This is a genomic window from Massilia sp. H6 (genome assembly GCF_024802625.1).
Lineage (GTDB): Bacteria > Pseudomonadota > Gammaproteobacteria > Burkholderiales > Burkholderiaceae_D > Telluria.
The window spans coordinates 3,879,311-3,902,108 of record NZ_CP103371.1 but is presented as its reverse complement, the minus strand read 5'-3'; the positions used below and the strand labels follow the sequence as shown (position 1 = coordinate 3,902,108).

Here is a 22,798-nt window from a genome sequence, read left to right as displayed (position 1 = left end):
ATGACTGACGCATTCATCTGCGACGCCATTCGCACCCCCTTCGGCCGCTACGGTGGTGCGCTGTCCACGGTGCGCGCCGACGACCTCGGCGCGCTGCCGATCGCCGGCCTCATCGCGCGCAACAAAGACGTCGACTGGAGCGCCGTCGATGATCTGTTCTACGGCTGCGCCAACCAGGCCGGCGAGGACAACCGCAACGTCGGACGCATGGCCGCGCTGCTGGCCGGGCTGCCGCCCGAGGTGCCGGGCAACACCATCAACCGCCTGTGCGGCTCGGGCATGGACGCCGTCGGTAGCGCCGCGCGCGCGATCCGCGCTGGCGAAGCGAACCTGATCATTGCTGGTGGGGTCGAGAGCATGACGCGCGCGCCTTTCGTGATGGCCAAGGCCGACAGCGCGTTTTCGCGCGCGGCAAAGATCGAGGACACCACTCTCGGCTGGCGTTTCGTCAATCCGCTGATGAAAGCAAGATACGGCATCGATTCGATGCCGGAAACGGCCGAGAACGTGGCGCGCGAGTTCGGCATCAGCCGCGCGGACCAGGACGCGTTTGCACTGCGTAGCCAGCAGCGCTGGGCGCAGGCGCATGCCGCCGGCTTTTTCAGGGACGAGATCGTGCCGGTCACGATCGCGCTCAAGAAAGGCGAGTCGCGCGTGTTCGACACCGACGAGCAGCCGCGCGAGACCAGCCTGGCCGCGCTGGCGAAACTCAAGGGCGTGGTCACGCCGGACGGCTCGGTCAGCGCCGGTAATGCATCGAGCCTGAACGACGGCGCCTGCGCGCTGCTGCTCGCTTCCAGCGACGCCGCCGCGCGCCATGGCTTGACGCCGCGCGCGCGCGTAGTCGGCATGGCCACCGCCGGCCTGGCGCCGCGCATCATGGGCTTCGGCCCATCGCCGGCCGTGAAAAAGCTGCTGGCACTCACCGGCCTGAGTCTGGGCCAGATGGACGTGATCGAACTGAACGAAGCCTTTGCCGCCCAGGGGCTGGCGGTGACGCGCGACCTTGGCCTGGCGGACGATGCGCCGCATGTGAACGCGAACGGCGGCGCGATCGCGCTCGGCCACCCGCTGGGCGCCTCCGGCGCGCGCCTGGTGACCACCGCCGTCAACCAATTGCACCGCACGGGCGGCCGTTACGCGCTGTGCACCATGTGCATTGGCGTCGGGCAGGGCATCGCCATCATCGTCGAGCGGGTCTAGGCGTGGTCAAGGTCTACGAGATCAATGGCGTGCGCCCGGTGGTGCATCCGACTGCCTACGTGCACCCGAGCGCGGTACTGATCGGCGACGTGATCGTCGGCCCGCGCTGCTATATCGGCCCGCTGGCGTCGATGCGCGGCGACTTCGGAAGGCTGATCCTGGAAGAAGGCGCTAATTTGCAGGACAGCTGCGTGATGCACGGCTTCGCCGGCGAAGAAACGGTGGTCGAAGTCGATGGCCACATCGGCCACGGCGCCGTCCTGCACGGCTGCCGCGTCCGGCGCAACGCCATGGTGGGCATGAATGCGGTGGTGATGGACAAGGCGGTGGTCGGCGAAGAGTCGATCGTTGCGGCGATGAGTTTCGTCAAGGCCGGCATGCTCATCCCGCCACGCAGCATGGTGATGGGCACGCCCGCGAAGATCATGCGCGCGCTCACCGACGACGATGTGAAGTGGAAGAGTTTTGGGACGCAGCAGTACCACGAACTGGCCGTACGCTCGCGACAGACGATGCGCGAGGTCGAGGCGTTTACCGAGGTGGAGCCGAACCGGCGCGGGATCGAATTTGCGATGGATGCGCTGCACAAGCCGAAAAGCTGATTCCGAAACGCCCACAGGCTTGCGGGCGCTGGACTGACAAGATAACTGAAGGAGATAAATAATATGGGCAACATCGCAACGCTGCAAAGCCTGATCGCCGGCCGCTGGCATGGTGAGCAGGCACTTACTCCGCTGCATAGCGCGCTGGACAACGAGCTGATCTATCACACCCACCGTGAGCCGATCGACTTCGACGAAGCCTTGAGCTGGGCGCGCAAGACTGGCGTCAAGGGCATGATGGCGCTGGACTTCCAGAAGCGTGCCCAATGCCTGAAGGCGCTGGCGCTGTACATGATGGAGCGCAAGGAAGAACTGTACGAGATTTCGCACCTGACCGGCGCCACCCGTCCGGACAGCTGGGTCGACGTCGAAGGCGGCATCGGCACCCTGTTCGCCTACGCCAGCATGGGCGGACGCGAGCTGCCGTCGTCGAACGTACTGCACGAAGGCCCGGCCATCGCGCTGGGCAAGCGCGGCGGTTTCGCCGGCACCCACATCCTGGTGCCGCGTGGCGGCGTGGCGGTGCACATCAATGCTTTCAATTTCCCGATCTGGGGCATGCTGGAAAAATTCGCGCCGAGCTTCCTGGCCGCGATGCCCTGCATCGTCAAGCCGGCCACGGCGACCAGCTACCTGACCCAGGCCACCGTCAAGATGATGATGGATTCCGGCCTGCTGCCCGAAGGCGCGCTGCAGCTGGTCATCGGCAGCACCGGCGACCTGCTCGACCGCATGGGCGGCTTCGATGCCGTCACCTTCACCGGCTCGGCCGACACCGCCGCCAAGCTGCGCGCCAATCCGAACCTGATCCGCAATTCGGTTCCGTTCACCGCCGAAGCCGACTCGCTCAACTGCGCGATCCTGGCGCCGGATGTTCTGCCATCCGACCCGGAGTTCGACCTGTTCGTGAAAGAGGTCGCGCGCGAAATGACTGGCAAGGCCGGCCAGAAATGCACGGCGATCCGGCGCGTGATCGTGCCCGAGCAGCACGTGGAGCTGGTGGGCGAACGCCTGCGCGAGCGCCTGGCGAAAATCACGGTCGGCAACCCAAAGATGGAAGGCGTGCGCATGGGCGCGCTGGCCTCGATGGACCAGCACCGCGACGTCAGCGAGCGCGTCGAGATGCTCGCGCGCGGCAACGAAGTGTTGTTCAGCGCGCGCGACGGTTTCAAGCCGGTGGGCGAAGGCTGTGCCAACGGCGCCTTCTTCTCGCCAACCCTGATCTTGTGCCGCAACGCGATGGTCAACGACGCCGTGCACGACGTCGAGGCTTTCGGCCCCGTGTCCACCTTGATGACCTACCGCGACATCGACGAAGCCCTGGCGCTGGCCGCGCGCGGCAAGGGTAGCCTGGTCTCCACGCTGGTGACGAAGGATCCGGCGATTGCCGCCTATGCGGTGCCGATGGCGGCCGCCTCGCATGGCCGCGTTCATATTCTCGAGCGCGAATCGGCGGTGGACTCCACCGGCCACGGCTCGCCGCTGCCGCAGCTCAAGCACGGCGGCCCGGGCCGCGCCGGCGGCGGCGAAGAGCTCGGCGGCATTCGCGCCGTCCGCCATTTCCTGCAGCGCGCCGCGGTACAGGGCTCACCCACCATGCTGACCGCCGTCACCGGCGAATACGTGCGCGGCGGCGCCGTGAAGGAAAGCGACCTGCACCCGTTCCGCCGCCACTTCGACGACCTCGAAGTAGGCCACTCGCTGCTGACCCACCGGCGCACCGTGAGCGAAGCCGACATCGTCAACTTCGGCGGCGTCTCGGGCGACTATTTCTACATGCACTTCGACGAGATCGCGGCGAAAGACACCCAGTTCGGCAAGCGCATCGCGCACGGTTATTTCGTGCTGTCGGCGGCGGCTGGCCTGTTCGTGTCGCCGGCCCCGGGCCCGGTGCTGGCCAACTACGGCCTGGACAACCTGCGCTTCGTTGCACCGGTCGCCATTGGCGACACCATCCGCGCACGCCTGACCTGCAAGCGCAAGGTCGACCGCAACCGCGCGGACGAGCAGGGCCGCGGCCAGGGCGTGGTGGCCTGGGACGTGCAGGTGACGAATCAACACGACGAACTGGTAGCGAGTTACGATATCCTGACGCTGGTACAAAAACGCACCTGAGCTTGATCACAACGAGGAGATCGTGCATGTCGAGACTGGACCTGAGCAGCATTGCCGTACTGAAGGGCACCGACTACCCCGAACCCTTCGCCGAACTGGTCGACGGACGTAGCCGTCAAGCCCTGGGCGAGGCCGGGGCGCTGAGCCAGTTCGGCGTCAACCTGGTCGAGCTGCAGCCCGGCGCGGCCTCGTCGCAACGCCATTGGCATTCGCACGAAGACGAGTTCGTGATGATGGTATCCGGCGAACTGGTGCTGGTGACGGACGACGGCGAGACCATCATGCGGGCGGGCGACTGCGCGGCGTTTCCAGCCGGAAAGCCAAACGGCCACCACCTGGTCAACCGTAGCTGGGGGCCGGGTGTGTTCCTGTGCGTCGGCGCACACGTTCAGCAAGACGTGACCACGTATCCCGACATTGACCTGCGCTACGATGGCGCCAGCGGCGCCTATACGCACGAGGACGGCAGCCCGTATCCGCAGCGCGGCGACGCGTAGCCGCGTGCGGCGCGGTGCTGGCGCTCCTTGGGGCGCCTGATGGATGCCTGCTCGCCGCTCGTGCCGAGTGCGCAAGCTGCGAAAGCGGTGTAGCCATTTCAAGGTGCGCTCAACAACCCAACGCCATCGGCCGAGCCTTTTTCGCGACTTCACACCATATCGCGCGATACGTGCTGCGATGCCTCGCCGGCGTGGCCCAGTCCGATGTGCTCGCGAAGCCTATGCCCGATCGGCGTGCAGCTTATCTGGGCGCGTACGCGAACGGCAACAAAGCCCAATCCCTTTAACCGCTGGGATGGCTTCGACGAGTGGAACAAGAAAACGCGAGTCGTGCCTTCGGGGGGCCGAGATTTTGGCTACCTAGCAGGCCAAATAGCTGGCAACCGTTGCACCACTGGCTTCCAGCCATACTGTACATATGTCAGCAGCGGTTGCAAACGCTACAAGCGGCGACTGAAAACTGATATCCCGATCGGGAATATTGAGATGGCCGCTGATTTTGCCCCGTATAACCGGGCACCGGCTGTGTACGTCTGCTAACGACCCAGGCTGTGTAAAAACGCGAGATCCGCGTGTTTTCAGGGGTCGCCTCACCATTTCCGGCATCGAGAAAACGCCATGGCGCGCGTTTTAAGTGGTCGCGTGCCGTCAGCATGGCGGCGACTTCGCGTTTTTACACAGCCTGGACCCGAAGCGGACCTTCGCATTAACGCTGCGTTGCTACCTTTTCGACGATCGTAGGAGTCTTAGCAGAGAACAGGTCTCGCTCTGAAATCCATCCACGTGTACGCCTATTTTCCGGGCTCACATATTCCCCCTTGACCCAGCCGTCGCGTGTCTCAAACACTCTCAGTGCGTTTCCGGTCACGGCATAAGCTTTGCGTGCCTTTTCACTCGAAGGCTCGTCATAGAAATATGCCTTCTTTGACGCGATAATTCTGATCGACTCCCAACGACCTTGCTCTGTAAGCACAAAGGTAGACGGATCCGATGCAAAAGTCTGGACGTTCCAGCACCCGCCATGTTCTTCGTCGAGCTTTAGGAGGACGGCCGGCTTTCCATTCGAAGACACGTGTTTGAGAACACCGCGTATTACTTCTTTGGGGTCGCGATCGCCTGGAAACCACGTCTGAACACGATTAGAGGAGGAGCCAGTTACTTTGCCGCTAACGAAGAAGATGCAACTGAACTGGCCAGCCCCCGTAGAACTCTCGAAGTAGCCGGTCAGGATGCCGTTTCGGTCGACTCCGACCAGGATGCCGTCGTAGTCTCCCGATGCCATTGGTGACGCGACACAGGGCAAGGCTACTAAAGCGATGAGCCAAAGCAGAATTTTTTTCAGCACTTATTACCTTTTATATCTGTGCGCCTGCTCTGCGGTCGACCATTTCGGGGATCATTATATGTCTGCTTTTGGCCCGATTCCGGTCCCTAGTGCTCGCCTCGTGCGCAACGCAAAAGGACGGCTCATGCATCATGGCAGCAGTGTCGGGATCAGGGGGTGTTAATCGTTTTCAATATCTCGGCCGCGTGCGTCTGCAAAGCCTTTTCGATACGTGCCTTGAGGACAGCATCTTGTCGAGTTGCAGCCTGCATCAGGGCAGCGTCGAATACCCGATCCAGCTTTTTGTAGCCAATCTCGAAGCGTTTTCGCTCCTCTTTTGTGAGTTGCCTCAGCCTTAAGAGAAAGCGTTCTTCGCCACCATTCAATCTCGCCATCGATGTCTCCCAGCGCGCTTTATCCTCATCATGGAAATTTGAAAAAGGTGGCGAATTCAAGCTCTTCAACCAGCCTTTACATGTCGCGCCATCCAGAATGTCAGTCAGGTATAGCTTGCCGGACGGGCTGGAGAAGAAGGAAGAGTAATACGATTTTTCGTCTGCACCCCACGTCGCGATAACACCCTTGAAAATTTGCGCGGGAGTATATTTGAAGAGAGGACCGTGTGCCTCTTCTTCCGAAGCGAGAGCTTCAGTGACAATCGCGCGCGCTTTGTTGTATGAAGGACCACCGGGAGTCAAGGCGGTACGCGTAGCCTGCTGCATGCCGCTTAAAATCTGGTCCGGAGCCATCCGAAGCAATTGTCGATTCATCAACAGAGTTGCCTCTTCTGCGCAGGGCATGGGTGTTGAGGCAAGCACTTGCTCGACGCTCTCTGGCTCGCCTCCATGCGCCATCCTAAGCCATGACAGCCCAAAAATAATCGTAGCCATTGCTGTCATCTTGCAGGCGGCTTTGCCTAGGTTTAGTTTTCTCATGGATTCGTTTACTTAATTTCTGACTTCTTCGCCACGTCCAGCGTCCGCTTCTGGGCCGATAGCGGTCGGTCGGCACGGCTCAATATACTCGGCTGTTGCCTGCTGAGCCACTCGGTGATTTTGTTAGCCGTTTCTAGTCCAGCTTGCGCGCATAATTGGTCCGAATGTGCTGGCTGACGAAGGTCGCCAGCCCCCGGCCTGAACGTGCCAGCTCCTGCATCTTTGCAATATTCTCTACACCGGTACTGTGCCCGGTGTAGAGATAGCGGTCGCCGCCGACAAATTCGATGGTGATCGAATCCTCTCCGATCTCGTAGGCCAGCACGCCGGACTGGCCGCTGAGGTTACGGTAGCGCTGCATCAACGGCGCTCACATTACCTTGCGCTGCACCCGCAGCATGCCGCTGTCCGTCAGCACCGCCTCCAGGTGGGCATAGTCGGCCACGCCGGCCGAGCGCGTCTCGAGCGGATGCGTATGGGTGGCGGTCACGACGATGCTATCCATGCCGGCCGACTCCGCCGCTTGCAGGCCGATCGGCGTGTCCTCGAACACCAGGCAATCTTGTGGATCGACGCCCAGCATGGTCGCGCCCAGCAGGAAGGGGTCCGGCGCCGGCTTGCCGTGCCGGACGTCCTCGGCCGTGATCAACAGGGGCGGCAAGGGCAGGCCGGCGGCCGCGATGCGGGCCGTGGCCAGCGGGCGCGAGGCCGACGTGACGATCGCCCAGCGTTCGGGCGGCAAGCTCGCCAGGAAGGCGCCCACGCCGCGAATTTCTTCGATATCACCCACGTCCTCGATCTCGGCCAGCGCGATCACCATGGCCTGGGCCACCGGATCGACCCCGGGCAGGCCCAGGTTGCGGATGGTGTCTTCGGTGCGCTTGCCGTGAATGGTCGGCACGAAGCTGAGCGGATCGAGCCCATGGCTAAGCGCCCACGCGCTCCAGACCCGCTCAGCGGATTTAATCGAGGTCAGGATGGTGCCGTCCATGTCGAATAGAAAAGCGCTGTATCCGCGGGCGGGGAGGATGGCGGGGTTGGTTGGGCTCATGAGGCTTGCTGGATCATTCGGCCAATTGACCGCGCACCCGCTCAATCGCCTTGCGCACCTGCGCCGGCGCCGTACCACCCACATGATCGCGCGCCGCCACCGAACCTTCCAGGCTCAAGACCGCAAACACGTCCTGCTCGATCAGCGGCGAGAAGCTGCGCAGCGTCTCCAGCGACATTTCCGACAGGTCGCACCCGGCGCTATCGCAGGCGCGCACCGCATGCGCCACGGCTTCGTGCGCATCGCGGAACGGCAGGCCCTTCTTGACCAGGTAGTCGGCCAGGTCGGTGGCGGTGGCATAGCCCTGCAGCGCCGCGGCGCGCATGTTCTCGGCCTTGACCGTGATGCCGCCGGCCATGTCGGCGAAGATGCGCAGCGTATCGAGAACGGTGTCGACGGTGTCGAACAGCGGTTCCTTGTCTTCCTGGTTGTCCTTGTTGTAGGCCAGCGGCTGGCCCTTCATCAGGGTTAGCAGGGCGGTGAGGTTCCCATAGACGCGGCCGGTCTTGCCGCGCGCCAGTTCCGGCACGTCCGGGTTCTTTTTTTGCGGCATGATCGACGAGCCGGTGCAGAAGCGGTCGGCGATGTCGATGAAGCCGATACGCGGACTGATCCACATGACCAGCTCTTCCGAGAAGCGCGAGACATGCATCATGATCAGCGCAGCAGCGGCGCTGAACTCGATGGCGAAATCGCGGTCCGACACTGCATCGAGCGAATTATGGCAAACGTCGTCGAAGCCAAGGGTTTGGGCAACGCGGAGGCGGTCGATCGGAAAGGTGGTGCCGGCCAGGGCGGCGGCGCCCAGCGGCAGGCGGTTCACGCGGCGGCGCGCGTCGTGCATGCGCTCGGCGTCGCGGCCGAACATCTCGACATAGGCCAGCATGTGATGGCCAAAGGTGATCGGTTGCGCCACCTGCAAGTGCGTAAAGCCCGGCATGATGGTATCGACGTGGCGCTCGGCCAGGTCAGTCAGTGCAGTGCGCAGGCTCGCCAGCAGCACAAGAATGTCGTCGATCGCGGCGCGCACGTACAGGCGGATGTCGGTCGCAACCTGGTCGTTGCGCGAGCGCCCGGTGTGCAAGCGCTTGCCGGCGTCGCCCACCAGTTCGGTCAGGCGTTTTTCGATGTTCAGGTGGACGTCTTCCAGGTCGAGCAGCCACTCGAAGCTGCCGGCGTCGATTTCGCCCTTGATCTGCGCCAGGCCGCGTTCGATGTCGGTGCGGTCCTGCTGGCTGATAATGCCTTGCGCGGCCAGCATCTCGGCATGCGCCAGCGATCCCTGGATGTCGAACTGCGCCAGGCGCTTGTCGAAGAATACAGACGCGGTGTAGCGCTTGACGAGGTCGGAAACCGGTTCAGAAAAGCGCGCCGACCAGGCTTCGGCTTTCTTGGAGAATTGTTCGTTCATGGTGGGATCCCAGTGTGGTATCCCCCGATTATAACTGGCCGGCCAAGGCCCGATCGGCGGCGGGCGGGCAGCGCCCAAGAATGCCTGAGGTTGCAGGCGAGCTTTATTAAATAGCAATAACAAGCAGACGACATGCCGCGCGCGGACCCTGCCGGTCAGGCAGCTGGTGCGCTGTGCGATGGGCCGTCCACGTGGCGATGCAACGCGGCGTCCAATTGAATGTTGGACATCGTGAAAACAGCGCTAGAATTGGTTTTTTCGCCAGAACGGTTCCCATGATTACCAACGATTCCAGCTTCCAGGTCAGTACCGACCAGACGCAGCTCGACATCCCGATGATCTACCGCTTCCTGAGCGAGCAGGCGACCTGGGCCGTTGGCATTTCGCGTCCGGTCGTCGAGCGCGCAATCGAGAATTCGCTATGCTTTGGCGCCTATCTCGACGGACGCCAGATCGGGTTCGCCCGCGTCATCACCGACTACGCCACTTTCGCCAACCTGATCGACCTGTTCGTGCTGCCGGAGTACCGTGGCCATGGCTATGGCAAGCAGCTGGTCGGGGTCGTGCTGCGTCATCCCAGCTTGCAAAAACTGCGCCGGTTCACGCTCGCCACCAACGACGCGCACGGCCTGTACGAACGCTTCGGATTTACCGCGCCGAAACAGCCCGACAGCTTCATGGAACGTTACTTCCCGAACATTTATTTGTCCTGAGCAGACGCAACACGGCGCCTGCCTTCTCGAATCAGGCTTAAGATTGTTTCAATCGAGAAGGAAGCGATATGTTCCAGGCCGCAATCTATCTTGTCCTTCGTGCCATCTTGTCGCTCGCCTTGCTGGCAAGCGGTGCACTCGGGGCTGCCGAAGCCCCCAAGGGCTCGCTGATCATCATCGGCGGCGCGCTGCGCAGCGATAATGCCGCCGTCTGGGAGCGTACGGTCCAGCTGGCCGGTGGCAAGGGCGCCCGCATCGCGGTCTTCGCTTCCGCTTCCGCCTATCCCGACCGGGTCGGCAAAGCACTGGTCGAGCGCCTGAATCACTACGGGGCCAACGCTTTCTTCGTGCCGGTCGCCGTGCGCCTGGCCGGCACCGACTACCAGGCTGCCGCCGACGATCCGGCGCTGGCAGCGGCGGTGCGCACGGCAGGCGGCGCCTTCTTTACCGGCGGCGACCAGGGCCGCATCACGCGCGCCCTGCGCCGTGCAGACGGCAGCAACACCCGCGTGCTCGACGCCCTGTGGGAGATGTACCGGCGCGGCGGCCTGATTGCCGGCACCAGTGCCGGCGCCGCCATCATGAGCAGCACCATGTTCGGCAACCCCAAGACGGTGCTGGCCACGCTCAAGCTCGGCATTGAAGACGGCAGCGAGATCGCGCCGGGCCTCGGCTTCATCGGCCCGGATGTCTTTATCGACCAGCACCTCCTGGTGCGCGGGCGCTTTGCGCGCATGGTGCCGGCCATGCTCAAGAAGGGCTACAAGATCGGCCTGGGCATCGACGAGAACAGTGCAATTGTCGTGGGCCCCGACCGCGAGGTCGAAGTGATCGGCTACCGCGGCGCGCTCTTGGTCGATCTATCGAACGCGGTCGCGCGCGACGGTCCGCTGGACGTGAGCAATGTGCGCCTGAGCTACCTCGACAACGGCGACCGCTTCCACCTGTCCACCAGGGTCTTGACGCCGTCGCCAGAGAAGGCCGAGAACCGGCTCGATCCGGCCCAGCCTTATTACCGCGAGCCGCTGTTCTCGGCCGATATCCTTGGCAACGGCGCGGTTATCGACCTGATGGCCCGGTTCATCGACAGCGACCAGCCCGAAGCCATTGGCCTGTCGCTCGGCAGCCCGCGCAGCATCCAGCCCAGGCTCGGTTTCGAATTCAGGCTAACCCGCACCAACGACAGCGTCGGCTACGTGTCCGCGCTCAGCGAGCAGTATTCGGTCTATCACCTGCGCCTCGATATCCGGCCGATCGTGGTGCAGCGTCCGCTCTACCAGTATCGCCCGGCCGCTGCCGACAGGACAGGCGCTGCCAGGTGAGCCCCGAACCGGCGGTACAATGAATGGGTACAATGGAGAATCTTCGTGTAGAGGGTTTCCATGCGCCGTTTCGTTTCCCATGTCATTGCCGCTACGCTCGCGCTGGCTGCCTGCGCGGCTGTAGCCGCCCCGTTAGCGACCGTTCGCGTCGACTACGCTCATAGCGGCAATGCGCTGCAAGATGGCTATGCGCTCGAACGCGTCGTCATCGAACCGCTGCCCTGGCCCGGCAGTAGCGCGCGCACCATCGACGCGACCAACCGCGGCCAGAATCGTGTCGAGGTCGTCGATGCCAAGACCGGCGACCTGCTGTACTCGCGCGGTTTCTCGACCATTTTCGGTGAGTGGCGCAGCACCGAAGAGGCAAGCAAGATCAGCCGCAGCTTCCAGGAGTCGGTACGCTTCCCGAAATTCGAGCGTCCGGTGCGGGTGCGCATCCTCGAGCGCGACGAGCGCAACGAGTTCTCGGTTGCCTGGAGCATCGAGATCGATACCGACGCCCCGGATGTCGTCAAGCGGCAGCCGGCAGCGCCGGCGCCCTTGATCCCGATCCACGTGAGCGGACCGTCGCCCGACAAGGTCGACCTGTTGATCATGGGCGATGGCTATACCGCGGCCGACATGCCCAAGTTCGAGCGCGAGGCGCGCCGCCTGACCAGGCACCTGTTCTCGGTCTCGCCCTTTCGCGAGCGCGCCAGCAGTTTCAATGTCTGGGCACTGGCCGTGCCTACCAGCGAGTCGGGCATCAGCCGCCCGTCCACCGGCGTGCATCGGGCATCCCAACTTGGTACGCGCTACGACATCTTTGGCAGCGAGCGCTATGTGCTCACCCTGGATAACCGCGCCTTGCGCGACATTGCCCAGCATGCGCCTTACGAATTTATCGAGATCCTGGTCAACAACGAGACCTATGGCGGCGGCGGCATCTTTGGCCAGTTCAGCACCGCGGCGGCCGGCAACGAATGGGCAAGCTATCTGTTCGTGCACGAATTCGGCCACCACTTCGCCGGCCTGGCCGACGAGTACTACACTTCGCCGGTCGCGTACGCGGCAGCAAGCGCGCGCATGGAGCCATGGGAGCCGAACGTGACGGCGCTGCGCGACCCGGCCAGCGTCAAGTGGCAGCGCCACGTGAAAGCCGGCACCCCGCTACCGACGCCCTGGCCGAAAGCGCAATACGAAACGGCCTCGCGCACCTATCAGGCCAGGCGCGCCGCACTGCGCGCGGCCAATCGACCCGAGTCCGAGATGAACGCGCTGTTTCGCGAAGACCTGCGCGCGACCCAGGCGCTGTTCGCCGGCAAGCCGCACCGCCACGCGGTGGGCGCTTTCGAAGGCGCCAACTACGAAGCGTCCGGCTACTACCGCCCGACCATGCAATGCCTGATGTTCGACCGCAGCGACGCTTTCTGCCCGGTGTGCCAGGACGGCATCACCGACATCATCGACCTGTATGCGGGGCCAGCTCGACAGTAATGTTTGCTTACAACTTGGCGGGGGCCTAAGTGGGCTGGGTAACAGACCCGGGAAAGGCGGCAGCCTATTCTGGAGTCGTCGTCAGAGAAAAACTGATGCGCAGACAAACCGATCTGCGCGACTCAACCACCAAAAAAAAAGGAACCACCATGAATAAACTCATCGCTACCCTGATCGCCGGCCTGTTCGCCACCGCTGCTACCGCCCAGGTCAGCACCACCGTCCCTGCCACCAAGGCAGTCGTGAAAGCGGAAGCCTCGGCCGAGAAGGACATCGTCAAGGCCGAATCGAAGGAAATGAAGGTCGTCACCAAGGCAGACGAAAAGGTGAGCAAGGCCGTTGCCAAGGCCAATGAGACCAAGGCCAAGGCCCATGCCAACGCCGTCGAGACCCACGCCGAGGCGGCTGAAAAAATCGCCAAGGCCGATCCTGAAGACCGCGCCAAGGCCATGGCCAAGGCCGAAGTCAAGATTGCCGACGCCCAGCTCAAGGCCGACAAGAAGATGATCAAGGCCGACGAGAAGCTGCTCAAGACCCAGGTCGAAGCGGCCGCCGACAAGGCAACCGCCGCAGCCAAGACCGAACAGGTGCGCGCTGAAGCGACCGCCGATGTGCACAAGGCAGCAGCCAAGCACTAAACTGGCGCTGGTTTAAAAGAGAACGCCGGCTTGCAGCCGGCGTTTTTGCGTTAACCGGCTTTCGCCGCTTCGCCTTCGGTCATGCGCATCGCCAGATCCTGCGCCTTGAGCTTGGCCGACAGCGGCTTGCCCTTGCGGGCGCGCTTGCCGTAGTGCGGCTCCAGGCCGGACGCGAACAGCTCCACCGTGCGCGGCTTCGAGCCGGCCCAGGTGCCGATGACGTTCACGCCTTTCTGGTTGATCGGCTGCGCCGCCAGCAGGGTTTCCCTGGGCTCGAGCTCCATCAGGATCACGCCACGCCCGCCGTTGGTCAGCACTTTCATTTCGTCGATGCCGAACACCAGCACCCGGCCCTTTTCGGACAGGCAGGCGATCGCGCCGGTGGAATCCGGAACGATGCGCGGCGGCAGCGGCAGCGCTCCTTCGTCGAGCGTAATGAACGACTTGCCGCCCTTCAGGCGGCTGACCATGTCACCGGCCTTGGCAATGAAGCCGAAGCCGTTCGACGATGCCAGCAGCAGGCGTGTGTCCGGGTTGCCGGCAAAGTAGTGCAAGATGCGTACGCCGCCCGACAGGTCGACCAGGGTCGTGATCGGCACGCCGTCGCCGCGCGCTCCCGGCAGCGCCGCCACCGGCACCGAATAGGCCTTGCCGTTGCTGCCTACGCCAATCAAGGCGTCGACCGTGCGGCACTCGAAGGCCTGGTACAGCGAGTCGCCCGTCTTGAAGGTGAATTGCGCCGGATCGTGGCCGATGCCGGTGCGCGCGCGCACCCAGCCTTTTTCCGACACGATGACCGTCACCGGCTCGTCGATGATCTTCTGCTCTGCCACGGCACGTTCGGCTTCTTCGATCACCGTGCGGCGCTCGTCGCCATACTGCTTGGAATCGGCCTCGATCTCACGGATGATCAGGCGCTTCATGGTCGACGGATTCTCGAGGATGTCCTGCAGCTTTTCCTTCTCAAGGCGCAGTTCGGCCAGCTCCTGCTGGATCTTGATCGCTTCCAGGCGCGCCAGCTGGCGCAGGCGAATCTCGAGGATGTCCTCGGCCTGGCGCTCGCTCAGGGCGAATGCTTCCATCAGCGCGGCCTTGGGCTCATCCGAATTGCGGATGATGGCAATCACCTTGTCGATGTTGAGCAGGACGATCTCGCGGCCTTCCAGGATATGGATGCGGTCGTTGACCTTGCCGAGCTTGAATTCGGTCCGGCGCCGCACCGTGACAAAGCGGAAGTCGATCCATTCCTGCAGGACCTCGAGCAGGCCTTTCTGGCGCGGGCGGCCATCGCCGCCGATCATCACCAGGTTCATCGGGCTCGAGTTCTCCAGCGAGGTATGCGCGAGCAGCATCAGCATGAACTCATTCTGGTCCTGGTTCTTCGACTTCGGCTCGAACACCAGGCGCACCGCTGCCTCGCGGCCGGATTCGTCGCGCACGGTATCGAGCGCGCCGAGGATGTTCTGCTTCAGGGCCAGCTGTTCCGGCAGCAGGGCCTTCTTGCCCATCTTGATCTTGGGATTGGTCAGTTCCTCGATTTCTTCAAGGACGCGCTGGCTCGAGGTGCCCGGCGGCAGTTCGGTGACCACGGCCTGCCACTGGCCGCGCGCCAGTTCTTCGATCTTCCAGCGCGCCCGCACCTTCATGGAGCCGCGGCCGCTGGCGTACATGTCGGCCACGGTCGAGGCCGGGGTGATGATCTGGCCGCCGCCCGGGAAGTCCGGGCCCGGGATCAGCGTCATCAGTTCGGCATGTGACATCTTGGGATTGCGGATTAGCGCCACCGCCGCCTGCGCCACTTCGCGCAGGTTGTGCGACGGGATCTCGGTGGCCATGCCGACCGCGATGCCCGAGGCGCCATTGAGCAGCACCATCGGCAAGCGCGCCGGCAGCTGGCGCGGCTCGTTGCTGGAACCGTCGTAATTGGGCTGGAAGTCGACCGTGCCCATGTCGAGTTCATCGAGCAGCAGGCGCGACACCGGCGTCAGGCGCGCCTCGGTGTAGCGCATCGCCGCGGCGCCGTCACCGTCGCGCGAGCCGAAATTGCCCTGGCCGTCGATCAGTGGATAGCGCAGCGAGAAGTCCTGCGCCATGCGCACCAGCGCGTCGTAGACCGACTGGTCGCCGTGCGGGTGGAGCTTGCCCAGCACGTCGCCGACCACGGTGGCCGACTTGCGCGGCTTGGCGGTATGGCCCAGGCCCAGTTCGTGCATCGAATACATGATGCGGCGCTGGACCGGTTTCTGGCCGTCGGCGACGTCCGGCAGCGCGCGGCCCTTGACCACCGAGACCGCGTAGTCGAGATAGGCGCGCTCGGCGAAGGTGGAAAGGGTGAGCGTTTCGACGTCGTCGGCCGGCCCGGATTGTTGTTCGAAAAGGTTTGCTTGCGTCGTCATGATTGGGGTTCGGTGTTTGGGCGGCAGACAGTCGCCGCGCCAGCGTCTTTAGATATCCGCCTCGGTTTCATTCCCGTGTTCTTCCAGCCACGCCCGGCGCGCGGCGGCTTCGCCTTTGCCCATCAGCATATTGAAGCGCGATGCCGATTCGGCCAGGTCGTACTGGCCAAAGGCGACCGGCAGCAGGCGGCGGGTGTCGGGATTCATGGTGGTTTCCCACAGCTGTTCGGCGTTCATCTCGCCCAGGCCCTTGAAGCGCGAAATGCTCCATGCGCCTTCTTTCATGCCTTCTTTGGTCAGCTTGTCCTCGATCGCCAGCAGTTCGCCGTCGTCGAGCGCGTACAGTTTCTGCAGCGGCTTCTTGCCCCGGGCCGGCACGTCGACGCGGAACAGGGGCGGGCGGGCGACGCAAATGTGGCCATTGCGGAACAGGGCAGGGAAATGCTTGAAGAACAGGGTAAGCAGCAGCACCTGGATGTGCGAGCCGTCCACGTCGGCATCGGACAGGATGCAGATTTTCCCGTAGCGCAGGCCGCTCAGGTCGGGATTGTCGTGCGCGCCATGCGGGTCGACGCCGATCGCCACGGCGATGTCGTGAATTTCGTTATTGGCGAACAGCCGGTCGCGGTCGGTTTCCCAGGAATTGAGCACCTTGCCGCGCAGGGGCAAAATGGCCTGGAATTCCTTGTCGCGGCCCATTTTTGCCGAGCCGCCCGCGGAGTCGCCCTCGACCAGGAACAGTTCGTTGCGCGTCAGGTCGGTCGATTCGCAGTCGGTCAGCTTGCCCGGCAACACGGCCACGCCGGACGACTTCTTTTTCTCGACTTTTTGCAGCGAACGCAGGCGCGACTGCGCCTGCTTGATCACCAGTTCGGCCAGCTTCTTGCCGTATTCGACGTGCTGGTTCAGCCACAATTCGAGGGGGGGACGGGTGAAGAACGAGACCAGCTTGACCGCGTCGCGCGAGTTCAGGCGTTCTTTGGTCTGGCCCTGGAACTGCGGGTCCAGCACCTTGGCCGACAATACAAAGGACACGCGTGCGAACACGTCTTCAGGAAGCAGCTTTACGCCTTTGGGCAGCAGCGAGTGCATCTCGACGAAACTCTTGACGGCGCCGAACAAGCCTTCGCGCAGGCCGGACTCGTGGGTGCCGCCGCTGACGGTTGGAATCAGGTTGACATAGGATTCGCGCACCACCGACCCTTCTTCGGTCCAGGCCACGACCCAGGCCGCGCCTTCGCCTTCGGCGAAACCGTCATCGCTCGATGGCGCGTATTGCGCACCTTCGAACAGCGGAATCACGGTCTGGCCGGTCGAGGCCTGGGCCAGCGCCTCGGTCAGGTAGCCGCGCAGGCCTTCGTCGTAACGCCAGGTCTGGACGTCGCCGGTTTTCTGGTTGGTGAGCGTGACGGTCACGCCCGGCAGCAGCACCGCCTTGGAGCGCAGCAGGCGCTGCATGTCGCCCAACGGAATGTTCGGGGAGTCGAAGTATTTTGGATCGGGCCAGGCGGTAACGCGGGTGCCGTTCTTCTTGCCGCCGCGCTCGAGCGGGCGCGAGGTGAGCGGCGCGATCACGTCGCCCGCGGAAAACACCAGGTCGTGCACGCCGTTGCCGTTGTCTTCCTTGCGCCAGACGGTAATTTCCAGCCGCGTCGACAGCGCATTGGTGACGGAGACGCCGACCCCGTGCAGGCCGCCCGAGAACGCATAGGCGCCGCCCGAGCCCTTGTCGAACTTGCCGCCCGCATGCAGGCGCGTGAACACGATTTCCACGGTCGGCACGTTTTCTTCGGGGTGCAGTCCAACCGGAATGCCGCGGCCGTCGTCTTCGACCGTGACCGAGCCGTCGGTATTCATCGTCACGGCAATATTCATGCAGTGGCCGCCCAGGGCCTCGTCCGAGGCGTTGTCGATCACTTCCTGGATGATGTGCAGCGGGTTTTCAGTCCGGGTATACATGCCCGGACGTTGCTTGACGGGCTCGAGTCCTTTCAGGACGCGGATGGATGATTCACTGTAGTCGGATGCGGGTTTCTTGGAAGCCATGCTAGTTTTCTTGAATTAATGCTCGCGCATTTTATCTTGTCGGACGGAAAAATTTTATCTTTTCAACACGTCAAAGGGACTTGTTAGTCCGTACCATTGTGCTAGATTAAGACGATTGACCCGGATTTGTTATGGAAAGGCTGGAAAAGCGCATGCACGCAGCCAGATATCCGTTCACCGTCCGCCTGGTCGGGTTCGCGCCAGCCGAATGCGCGCAGCTCGAGCACCTGCTGGCGCAAGCTCCACGCTCGGGGCCGTCCTACTTCTGCCTGCACGACGACAGCTTGCAGGAGCCAGACCTGTACCTTGCCGCCGGCGACAGCCCCGCGGCACTGGCCCGGCTGCGCTGCCTGCCGCCCGGCGCTTCGCAACCGACGTTGGTCATTGGCGGCCAGGGTGCCAGTTGCTACCGCACGCTGCCCCATCCGGTCGATGCTGCCGAGCTATACGATGCCCTGGCCGACCTGCTCGATGCCCGCGTGCAGACAATGGCCGTCTCCCGGGCGCGCGGCGTACGCAGCCTACCCGAGCGGCGACGAAGGCCGAGGCTGCGGCCAGATACCGCAGCCCCGGCCGATTACGCCCAGATGCGCCAGGGACCGCACGATGGCGCAGTTTTAATCATCGACAAAGGCGGGGCATTTCGCGACCACGTCGCCCAGGTCGTCGGCATCAAGGCCCGCCCCGTCGAATGGACCGACAGCGGCCGCGCCGCGCTGTGCCTGTGCGACGAGACGGCAGTGTCGCTGGTGATGATCAATACTGCGGCCCCCGGCATCGAACCCTACGACTTGTGCCGCAGAATCAAGTCGCAGGACGGTGCCGGACGCACCGCGGTACTTTTCCTGGTAGGCCAATCGTTCAAGTACGACAGCCTGCGCGCGCGCGATGCCGGCGTGCGTGGGCTGCTGGACAAACCGGTGGCCGACCGTCACATTGTGGCGACCTTTCAGAAACTGCTGGCACTGCCCCCATGACTAATACTGTAATTGCATACAGTATTCACTGAAATCGCCAATCCTGCAAGCTGGCGATGGCGGCGGCAGCGTTACTGCCACACGCGCTGCCTGCTCCGGCGCGCCGTATCGGCAATGCGGTTTTTGTCACAATTTCAAATCGTGCGCGGTGCGTAGCAAGGATATATTGTTAAACATGGCGCAAGACGAACAGAAACCCCCCGAACACCTTCCCGATTCCCCGATCGACCAGAGTCCGGAAAGTCCGATCCGGATGCCGGAGCAGCGCGCACCGCAGGGCGCGCCCGCACGCGGCACGGCGCGCTACCAGCGCGATGGCGATACACCGTTTGCATTGGCCGGACGGGTACTGAGCTCGCGCTGGCGCGCCCTGCGCGAACGTTTCAGCCGCGACTTCATGCGCCGGACGCTCCTGATCGGGGTATCGGCACGCATCTTTCACCCCGAAGCCGGCGCCAAGGGATTACTGAGCAAGAATCTCCAATACCTCGAAGAGTCGATCGCGCAGTGGGTGATGTCGCGCGACGTCCTGGTCGTCATGATTCCGACAGTAAACACCAACGGCCTGCTCCATCCCAGCAATATCACGCTGCGCCACTACGCGCGCCACCTCGATGGACTGGTGTTGCAGGGCGGGGCGGACGTGGCGCCGCAGACCTATTGCGAATCGCCGACCCGGCCCGAATGGAGCGGCGACCGGGCGCGCGACTTGTACGAACTCGAACTGCTGCACGAATTCGTCAATGCCGGCAAGCCGGTGCTGGGCGTGTGCCGTGGCTGCCAGCTGATCAATGTCGCCTTCGGTGGCACCCTGCACCAGGATGTCGCCACCAATGTGCCCGAGGCGCTGGCTCACGTGCACGATTTGTACGATGCCCACCGCCATGCCATACGCTTCCCGCCCGGCTCGTCGCTGGGCCGCATGTTCCGCGGCATGCACCGGCCGGTTGTCAATTCCATTCATCACCAGGCCGTCAAGGACCTGGGACGCGACATCCGGGTCGAGGCCTATTCTGACCCCGATGGCATCGTCGAGGCGATCCGCTACGACCGTGCCGAGTTCGTCATGGGATTGCAGTGGCACCCGGAGTTCCACCGCGCCGGCGGCGTCGAGCTGCTCGATTGCACGCCGGTGCTCGACGAATTCCTGCGCGCTGCGCGCGACACCCGCCTGTAAAACGCCTGTCGAAAAGCCTTGCATTCACCGCTTGCGCGATCAATAATGAATGAGAATCATTCTCATTCATTATTGGTTGAACTAACGTAGGAGGGGTGTGCATGAACAGTTTTTTTGGTAAGCCGGCGCCAGCGCCGCAGGAACCGCGCGGCCAGGACGTGCTGCTGGTGGCATCCCTGCTGCACCTGATGTCGCACTACACCACGCGCGCTGGCGGCGAACAACCCTGTGTAAAGCTGGCCTCGGTCATCGAGCGCCATCTGTGCGCGCTGTCGCGCCTGCCGGACGCCGACCCGGTGCTACGCGCGACCTGCGAACAGTTGGCCGACCGGTGGGCCGGCCTGGTGGACGAGCGCTTGCCACGGCCGCAGCCAGCGAGGCAGCCGCTGCTGGCAAGGTTCATGAATGGGACGCGGAGCGCGCGGGCGGCGTAGCACGTTGCGTGCTACCTGCCGCCGGTAGCGCCGCTTCGATCGTTCGGCGCCAAACCTTTACCCCCGCTGCCAGCGCATGCGGCGATCGCCCCTGAAGCGCTGGATCGCCGCATGCACCATGCTCTCGACGCTGCCTTCGCGTTCGAATACCTGCCGCAGTTGCGCCGCATCGCTGCCGCCGCGCGCGGTCGCAGCCAGGTGCTGCAGCGCCTCGACGCTGCCCAGTGCCTCGGCATGCGGCATCATTTTTTCCAGCGTCGCCAGGATGTCGTCGCGCAGTGGCACCGTGTCGTAGGTCTTGGGATGGGTGAGCGAGCCTTCCATGCCGAAGCGGCAGGCCTGGAAGCGGTTGTAGTGATAGACCAGGTAGTCGTCTTCCAGTGGGGGCGCTTCCGGACGCGCGAGCAGGTAGTGGCACAGCGCCTGCAGGTAAGCCGCGATCGCCGCTGCCCGCTCCACCGTCAGCGGCGTGTCGCACACGCGCAGCTCGATGGTGCCGAATTCTGGCTTGGGCCGCAGGTCCCAGTAAAAGTCTTTCATGCTCTTGATGATGTTGGTGCGCTCCATCTTGGCGAAATAGACATCGGTGAACTCTTGCCAGCTCAGGATGAAAGGCGCGCGCCCGCTCATGGGGAAGGCAAAGACCGAATTCAGGCGCGCCGAGTCGAAACCGCTGTCATGCCCCTGCACGAAGGGCGAGGAGCTCGATAACGCGATGAAGTGCGGCAGGTAGCGGTTCAGCGCATGCAGCAGGTAGAGCGCATCGTCGCCGTTGGCGCAGCCGATGTGCACGTGCTGGCCGAACACCGTGAACTGCTTGGCCAGGTAGCCATAGAGCTGCGACAGGTATTCGTAGCGCGGCTTGCTCGAAATCTTCTGCTGCGACCAGTGCTGGAAAGGGTGGGTGCCGCCGCCGGCGATGCCGATGTTGAGCACGTCGCTGGCCGCCACCAGGGTGTCGCGGATCTCGCGCAATTGGGCCAGCAGCGGCCCGTAGGCGGTGTGCACGCTCGAGTTAATCTCGATCATGCTTTCGGTGATTTCGGGCGTGACGTTGCCGGGGAAGGGGTGGCGCTGGAGCAGGTGCAGCAGGTCCGGACTGGCCGCGGTCAGGTCGAAGTCCGACAGGCTGACCAGCTGCAGTTCCAGCTCGACGCCGAAAGTGAGCGGCTGGGACGGGGTAAACGCTTCAAGCGGCATGGGGCGGCTCCGGGTCGGTGGTCGATTCGTGCGCCCATATCAGCGCGCGCTGGATGATGACCGGGCCGAACACTTCGAGCAGCATGGTCACGGCCGCCATCGCGCGCAGCTCGTCGACCACGTGCACGCCCGCATGGCGCGCATGCTCGATCAGCAGGATCACGAACACCGACAGCGGCGCCAGCCCGAGGCCGGTCAGCGCGCCCTTGCGCCACGACACGCCGGACAGGTGGGCAAACGCGGTCACCGCGAGGGTCTTGGTCGCCAGGCGCGCCAGCACCACCGCCACCGCCAGCGCGCTGCCTGCAGCGATCTGGCGCCAGTCGAGCGTCGAGGCGGCGAACACGAACAGCAGCACCGTGAGCAAGCCGCCCAGCGCGCCGAAATTACGCTGGGCCGCGCTAAAGGCGACGCGCCGGTGCCGCGCGCTCAGGCCGAAAGCCAGTGCCGCGATATAGGGCGAGAGCGTGCCGGCGTCGCAGATCGCCACCAGCAGCAAGATGGCGATCGCGTAGGCCAAGGTGGCATCCTGGCGCGGGTTGCGAATGGCGCGCAGCAGGGCCGGCACCAGCACGCCGAACAGCGCGCCGAGCAGCGCCGATCCGGCCAGCATGACAAGGCTCTGCCAGAGCGCTTCGCCCACGGCGTCGAAGGTGCGGAAAATCCAGAAGCCGATGATCACGTTGAAAGCAAATACCGCCAGCACGCAGTTCAGCGCCGTCAGGTGCAGCACGCGCTCGGTTACCTGGCCCGAGCTGCGCTGCTCGTTGATCACCCGCACTACCGTGGCCGGCGAGCTCCCCATCGACAGCGCCGCCATCATCAGCGCTACCAGCTGCGAGCTGCCGAAAGCGATCGCGATCAGGTAGACCACGCCGAAGGTGAGCAGCGACTCGGTCAGGCCGGCGGCGCCCAGCCACGGGTTGGTGCGCAGCCAGCGCAGGTTGATGCGGTAGCCCAGTTCGAACAGGATCAGGCCAAAGCCGATGTCGGCCAGCAGCGCGACCGGGCCGCTGTCGGGCAGCGGCAGCACTGCGCCTTGTGGGCCTGCCAGCACGAAGCCGACCAGGCCATAGAAGCTGATGCGCGGCAGGCCGGTCCAGCGCTGGCCGAATTCGCCGGCCAGCCAGGCGATGGCGATCGCGATGGGCCACGCGAGGCTGGTCAGGATGGGCGGCAAGTCGGGCATGGGTTCTCTCGGAAAGGCGTGGGCCGGGCGCCGAAGCCGCCTCCCACAGGTTGTTGCCAATTCTACAAGAGACGAGCGCGCGCACGATTGAG

The 22,798-nt window shown here is 63.8% G+C and carries 20 protein-coding genes; 11 read left to right on the top strand and 9 right to left on the bottom strand.

Annotated elements, in window-relative coordinates:
- From pcaF to NRS07_RS17430, 4 genes are all read left to right on the top strand, one after another.
- Entirely contained in the window at positions 1-1,203 is a 1,203-nt protein-coding gene (pcaF, locus tag NRS07_RS17445; RefSeq protein ID WP_259209232.1) for a 3-oxoadipyl-CoA thiolase, read from the top strand.
- 2 nt (positions 1,204-1,205) lie between these two features.
- Entirely contained in the window at positions 1,206-1,805 is a 600-nt protein-coding gene (locus NRS07_RS17440) for a phenylacetic acid degradation protein PaaY (protein ID WP_259209230.1), read from the top strand.
- Positions 1,806-1,868: 63 nt separating this feature from the next.
- Positions 1,869-3,920 (top strand): phenylacetic acid degradation bifunctional protein PaaZ, encoded by a 2,052-nt coding sequence (paaZ, locus tag NRS07_RS17435; RefSeq protein WP_259209229.1) that lies wholly within the window; start codon positions 1,869-1,871, stop codon positions 3,918-3,920.
- Positions 3,921-3,946: 26 nt separating this feature from the next.
- Complete coding sequence (locus NRS07_RS17430) at positions 3,947-4,417, top strand: cupin domain-containing protein (RefSeq protein ID WP_259209225.1); 471 nt, start codon at positions 3,947-3,949, stop codon at positions 4,415-4,417.
- A gap of 706 nt (positions 4,418-5,123) precedes the next feature.
- Here NRS07_RS17430 and NRS07_RS17425 read toward each other — a convergent pair.
- The 5 genes from NRS07_RS17425 to argH form a co-directional block, all read right to left on the bottom strand.
- The gene (locus NRS07_RS17425; protein ID WP_259209223.1) at positions 5,124-5,762 is read right to left on the bottom strand and encodes a hypothetical protein; all 639 of its coding nucleotides are present in this window, start codon (positions 5,760-5,762) and stop codon (positions 5,124-5,126) included.
- Positions 5,763-5,911: 149 nt separating this feature from the next.
- The gene (locus NRS07_RS17420; RefSeq protein ID WP_259209221.1) at positions 5,912-6,676 is read right to left on the bottom strand and encodes a hypothetical protein; all 765 of its coding nucleotides are present in this window, start codon (positions 6,674-6,676) and stop codon (positions 5,912-5,914) included.
- A 133-nt stretch (positions 6,677-6,809) separates the two neighbouring features.
- A complete protein-coding gene (locus NRS07_RS17415) occupies positions 6,810-7,037 on the bottom strand; it encodes a hypothetical protein (RefSeq protein ID WP_259209220.1) in 228 nt (75 codons plus the stop codon).
- A 9-nt stretch (positions 7,038-7,046) separates the two neighbouring features.
- Positions 7,047-7,727: an HAD-IA family hydrolase gene (locus NRS07_RS17410; RefSeq protein ID WP_259209219.1), complete on the bottom strand. Its 681-nt coding sequence runs from the start codon at positions 7,725-7,727 to the stop codon at positions 7,047-7,049.
- Positions 7,728-7,740: 13 nt separating this feature from the next.
- Positions 7,741-9,138 carry an argininosuccinate lyase gene (gene argH / locus NRS07_RS17405; protein WP_259209216.1) on the bottom strand — a complete coding sequence of 466 codons (1,398 nt, stop codon included), beginning with the start codon at positions 9,136-9,138 and terminating at the stop codon, positions 7,741-7,743.
- Between the two features lie 275 nt (positions 9,139-9,413).
- Here argH and NRS07_RS17400 point away from each other — a divergent pair, with 275 nt between their 5' ends.
- The 4 genes from NRS07_RS17400 (at position 9,414) to NRS07_RS17385 (ending at position 13,287) form a co-directional block, all read left to right on the top strand.
- On the top strand, positions 9,414-9,851 hold the full coding sequence (locus NRS07_RS17400) for a GNAT family N-acetyltransferase (protein ID WP_259209214.1): 438 nt from the start codon (positions 9,414-9,416) through the stop codon (positions 9,849-9,851).
- A gap of 68 nt (positions 9,852-9,919) precedes the next feature.
- Positions 9,920-11,173, top strand: coding sequence for a cyanophycinase (locus tag NRS07_RS17395; RefSeq protein ID WP_259209212.1), 1,254 nt, complete (start codon positions 9,920-9,922; stop codon positions 11,171-11,173).
- A 60-nt stretch (positions 11,174-11,233) separates the two neighbouring features.
- Positions 11,234-12,649, top strand: a complete 1,416-nt coding sequence (locus tag NRS07_RS17390; RefSeq protein WP_259209210.1) for an IgA Peptidase M64 — start codon at positions 11,234-11,236, stop codon at positions 12,647-12,649.
- A gap of 149 nt (positions 12,650-12,798) precedes the next feature.
- Positions 12,799-13,287, top strand: coding sequence for a hypothetical protein (locus NRS07_RS17385; RefSeq protein ID WP_259209207.1), 489 nt, complete (start codon positions 12,799-12,801; stop codon positions 13,285-13,287).
- A gap of 50 nt (positions 13,288-13,337) precedes the next feature.
- On the opposite strand, the gene parC is transcribed toward NRS07_RS17385, so the two are convergent.
- Together parC and NRS07_RS17375 are read right to left on the bottom strand one after the other, a co-directional pair.
- Entirely contained in the window at positions 13,338-15,683 is a 2,346-nt protein-coding gene (parC, locus tag NRS07_RS17380; protein WP_259209205.1) for a DNA topoisomerase IV subunit A, read from the bottom strand.
- A 48-nt stretch (positions 15,684-15,731) separates the two neighbouring features.
- Entirely contained in the window at positions 15,732-17,729 is a 1,998-nt protein-coding gene (locus tag NRS07_RS17375) for a DNA topoisomerase IV subunit B (RefSeq protein ID WP_259209203.1), read from the bottom strand.
- Between the two features lie 152 nt (positions 17,730-17,881).
- Between NRS07_RS17375 and NRS07_RS17370 the strand changes: the two genes are divergently transcribed.
- The 3 genes from NRS07_RS17370 (at position 17,882) to NRS07_RS17360 (ending at position 20,317) form a co-directional block, all read left to right on the top strand.
- Positions 17,882-18,706, top strand: a complete 825-nt coding sequence (locus NRS07_RS17370; protein WP_259209202.1) for a two-component system response regulator — start codon at positions 17,882-17,884, stop codon at positions 18,704-18,706.
- A 175-nt stretch (positions 18,707-18,881) separates the two neighbouring features.
- A complete protein-coding gene (locus NRS07_RS17365) occupies positions 18,882-19,883 on the top strand; it encodes a gamma-glutamyl-gamma-aminobutyrate hydrolase family protein (RefSeq protein WP_259209199.1) in 1,002 nt (333 codons plus the stop codon).
- 101 nt (positions 19,884-19,984) lie between these two features.
- Positions 19,985-20,317 carry a hypothetical protein gene (locus tag NRS07_RS17360; RefSeq protein WP_259209197.1) on the top strand — a complete coding sequence of 111 codons (333 nt, stop codon included), beginning with the start codon at positions 19,985-19,987 and terminating at the stop codon, positions 20,315-20,317.
- Positions 20,318-20,374: 57 nt separating this feature from the next.
- Here NRS07_RS17360 and NRS07_RS17355 read toward each other — a convergent pair whose 3' ends face one another.
- Together NRS07_RS17355 and NRS07_RS17350 are read right to left on the bottom strand one after the other, a co-directional pair.
- The gene (locus tag NRS07_RS17355; RefSeq protein WP_259209194.1) at positions 20,375-21,517 is read right to left on the bottom strand and encodes a YbdK family carboxylate-amine ligase; all 1,143 of its coding nucleotides are present in this window, start codon (positions 21,515-21,517) and stop codon (positions 20,375-20,377) included.
- Positions 21,507-22,706 carry a cation:proton antiporter gene (locus NRS07_RS17350; RefSeq protein WP_259209191.1) on the bottom strand — a complete coding sequence of 400 codons (1,200 nt, stop codon included), beginning with the start codon at positions 22,704-22,706 and terminating at the stop codon, positions 21,507-21,509. Before NRS07_RS17350 ends, NRS07_RS17355 begins: the two co-directional genes overlap by 11 nt.
- Positions 22,707-22,798 lie beyond the last annotated feature (92 nt).

Bases quoted from the DNA above. Each gene is read 5' to 3' on its own strand.
- paaZ (WP_259209229.1), top strand. From the start codon at position 1,869: ATGGGCAACATCGCAACGCTGCAAAGCCTGATCGCCGGCCGCTGGCAT.
- NRS07_RS17390 (WP_259209210.1), top strand. From the start codon at position 11,234: ATGCGCCGTTTCGTTTCCCATGTCATTGCCGCTACGCTCGCGCTGGCT.
- NRS07_RS17400 (WP_259209214.1), top strand. From the start codon at position 9,414: ATGATTACCAACGATTCCAGCTTCCAGGTCAGTACCGACCAGACGCAG.
- NRS07_RS17395 (WP_259209212.1), top strand. From the start codon at position 9,920: ATGTTCCAGGCCGCAATCTATCTTGTCCTTCGTGCCATCTTGTCGCTC.
- NRS07_RS17430 (WP_259209225.1), top strand. From the start codon at position 3,947: ATGTCGAGACTGGACCTGAGCAGCATTGCCGTACTGAAGGGCACCGAC.
- NRS07_RS17385 (WP_259209207.1), top strand. From the start codon at position 12,799: ATGAATAAACTCATCGCTACCCTGATCGCCGGCCTGTTCGCCACCGCT.
- NRS07_RS17415 (WP_259209220.1), bottom strand. From the start codon at position 7,037: ATGCAGCGCTACCGTAACCTCAGCGGCCAGTCCGGCGTGCTGGCCTAC.
- NRS07_RS17375 (WP_259209203.1), bottom strand. From the start codon at position 17,729: ATGGCTTCCAAGAAACCCGCATCCGACTACAGTGAATCATCCATCCGC.
- parC (WP_259209205.1), bottom strand. From the start codon at position 15,683: ATGACGACGCAAGCAAACCTTTTCGAACAACAATCCGGGCCGGCCGAC.
- NRS07_RS17410 (WP_259209219.1), bottom strand. From the start codon at position 7,727: ATGAGCCCAACCAACCCCGCCATCCTCCCCGCCCGCGGATACAGCGCT.
- NRS07_RS17350 (WP_259209191.1), bottom strand. From the start codon at position 22,706: ATGCCCGACTTGCCGCCCATCCTGACCAGCCTCGCGTGGCCCATCGCG.
- NRS07_RS17360 (WP_259209197.1), top strand. From the start codon at position 19,985: ATGAACAGTTTTTTTGGTAAGCCGGCGCCAGCGCCGCAGGAACCGCGC.
- pcaF (WP_259209232.1), top strand. From the start codon at position 1: ATGACTGACGCATTCATCTGCGACGCCATTCGCACCCCCTTCGGCCGC.
- NRS07_RS17370 (WP_259209202.1), top strand. From the start codon at position 17,882: ATGCACGCAGCCAGATATCCGTTCACCGTCCGCCTGGTCGGGTTCGCG.
- argH (WP_259209216.1), bottom strand. From the start codon at position 9,138: ATGAACGAACAATTCTCCAAGAAAGCCGAAGCCTGGTCGGCGCGCTTT.
- NRS07_RS17420 (WP_259209221.1), bottom strand. From the start codon at position 6,676: ATGAGAAAACTAAACCTAGGCAAAGCCGCCTGCAAGATGACAGCAATG.
- NRS07_RS17355 (WP_259209194.1), bottom strand. From the start codon at position 21,517: ATGCCGCTTGAAGCGTTTACCCCGTCCCAGCCGCTCACTTTCGGCGTC.
- NRS07_RS17365 (WP_259209199.1), top strand. From the start codon at position 18,882: ATGGCGCAAGACGAACAGAAACCCCCCGAACACCTTCCCGATTCCCCG.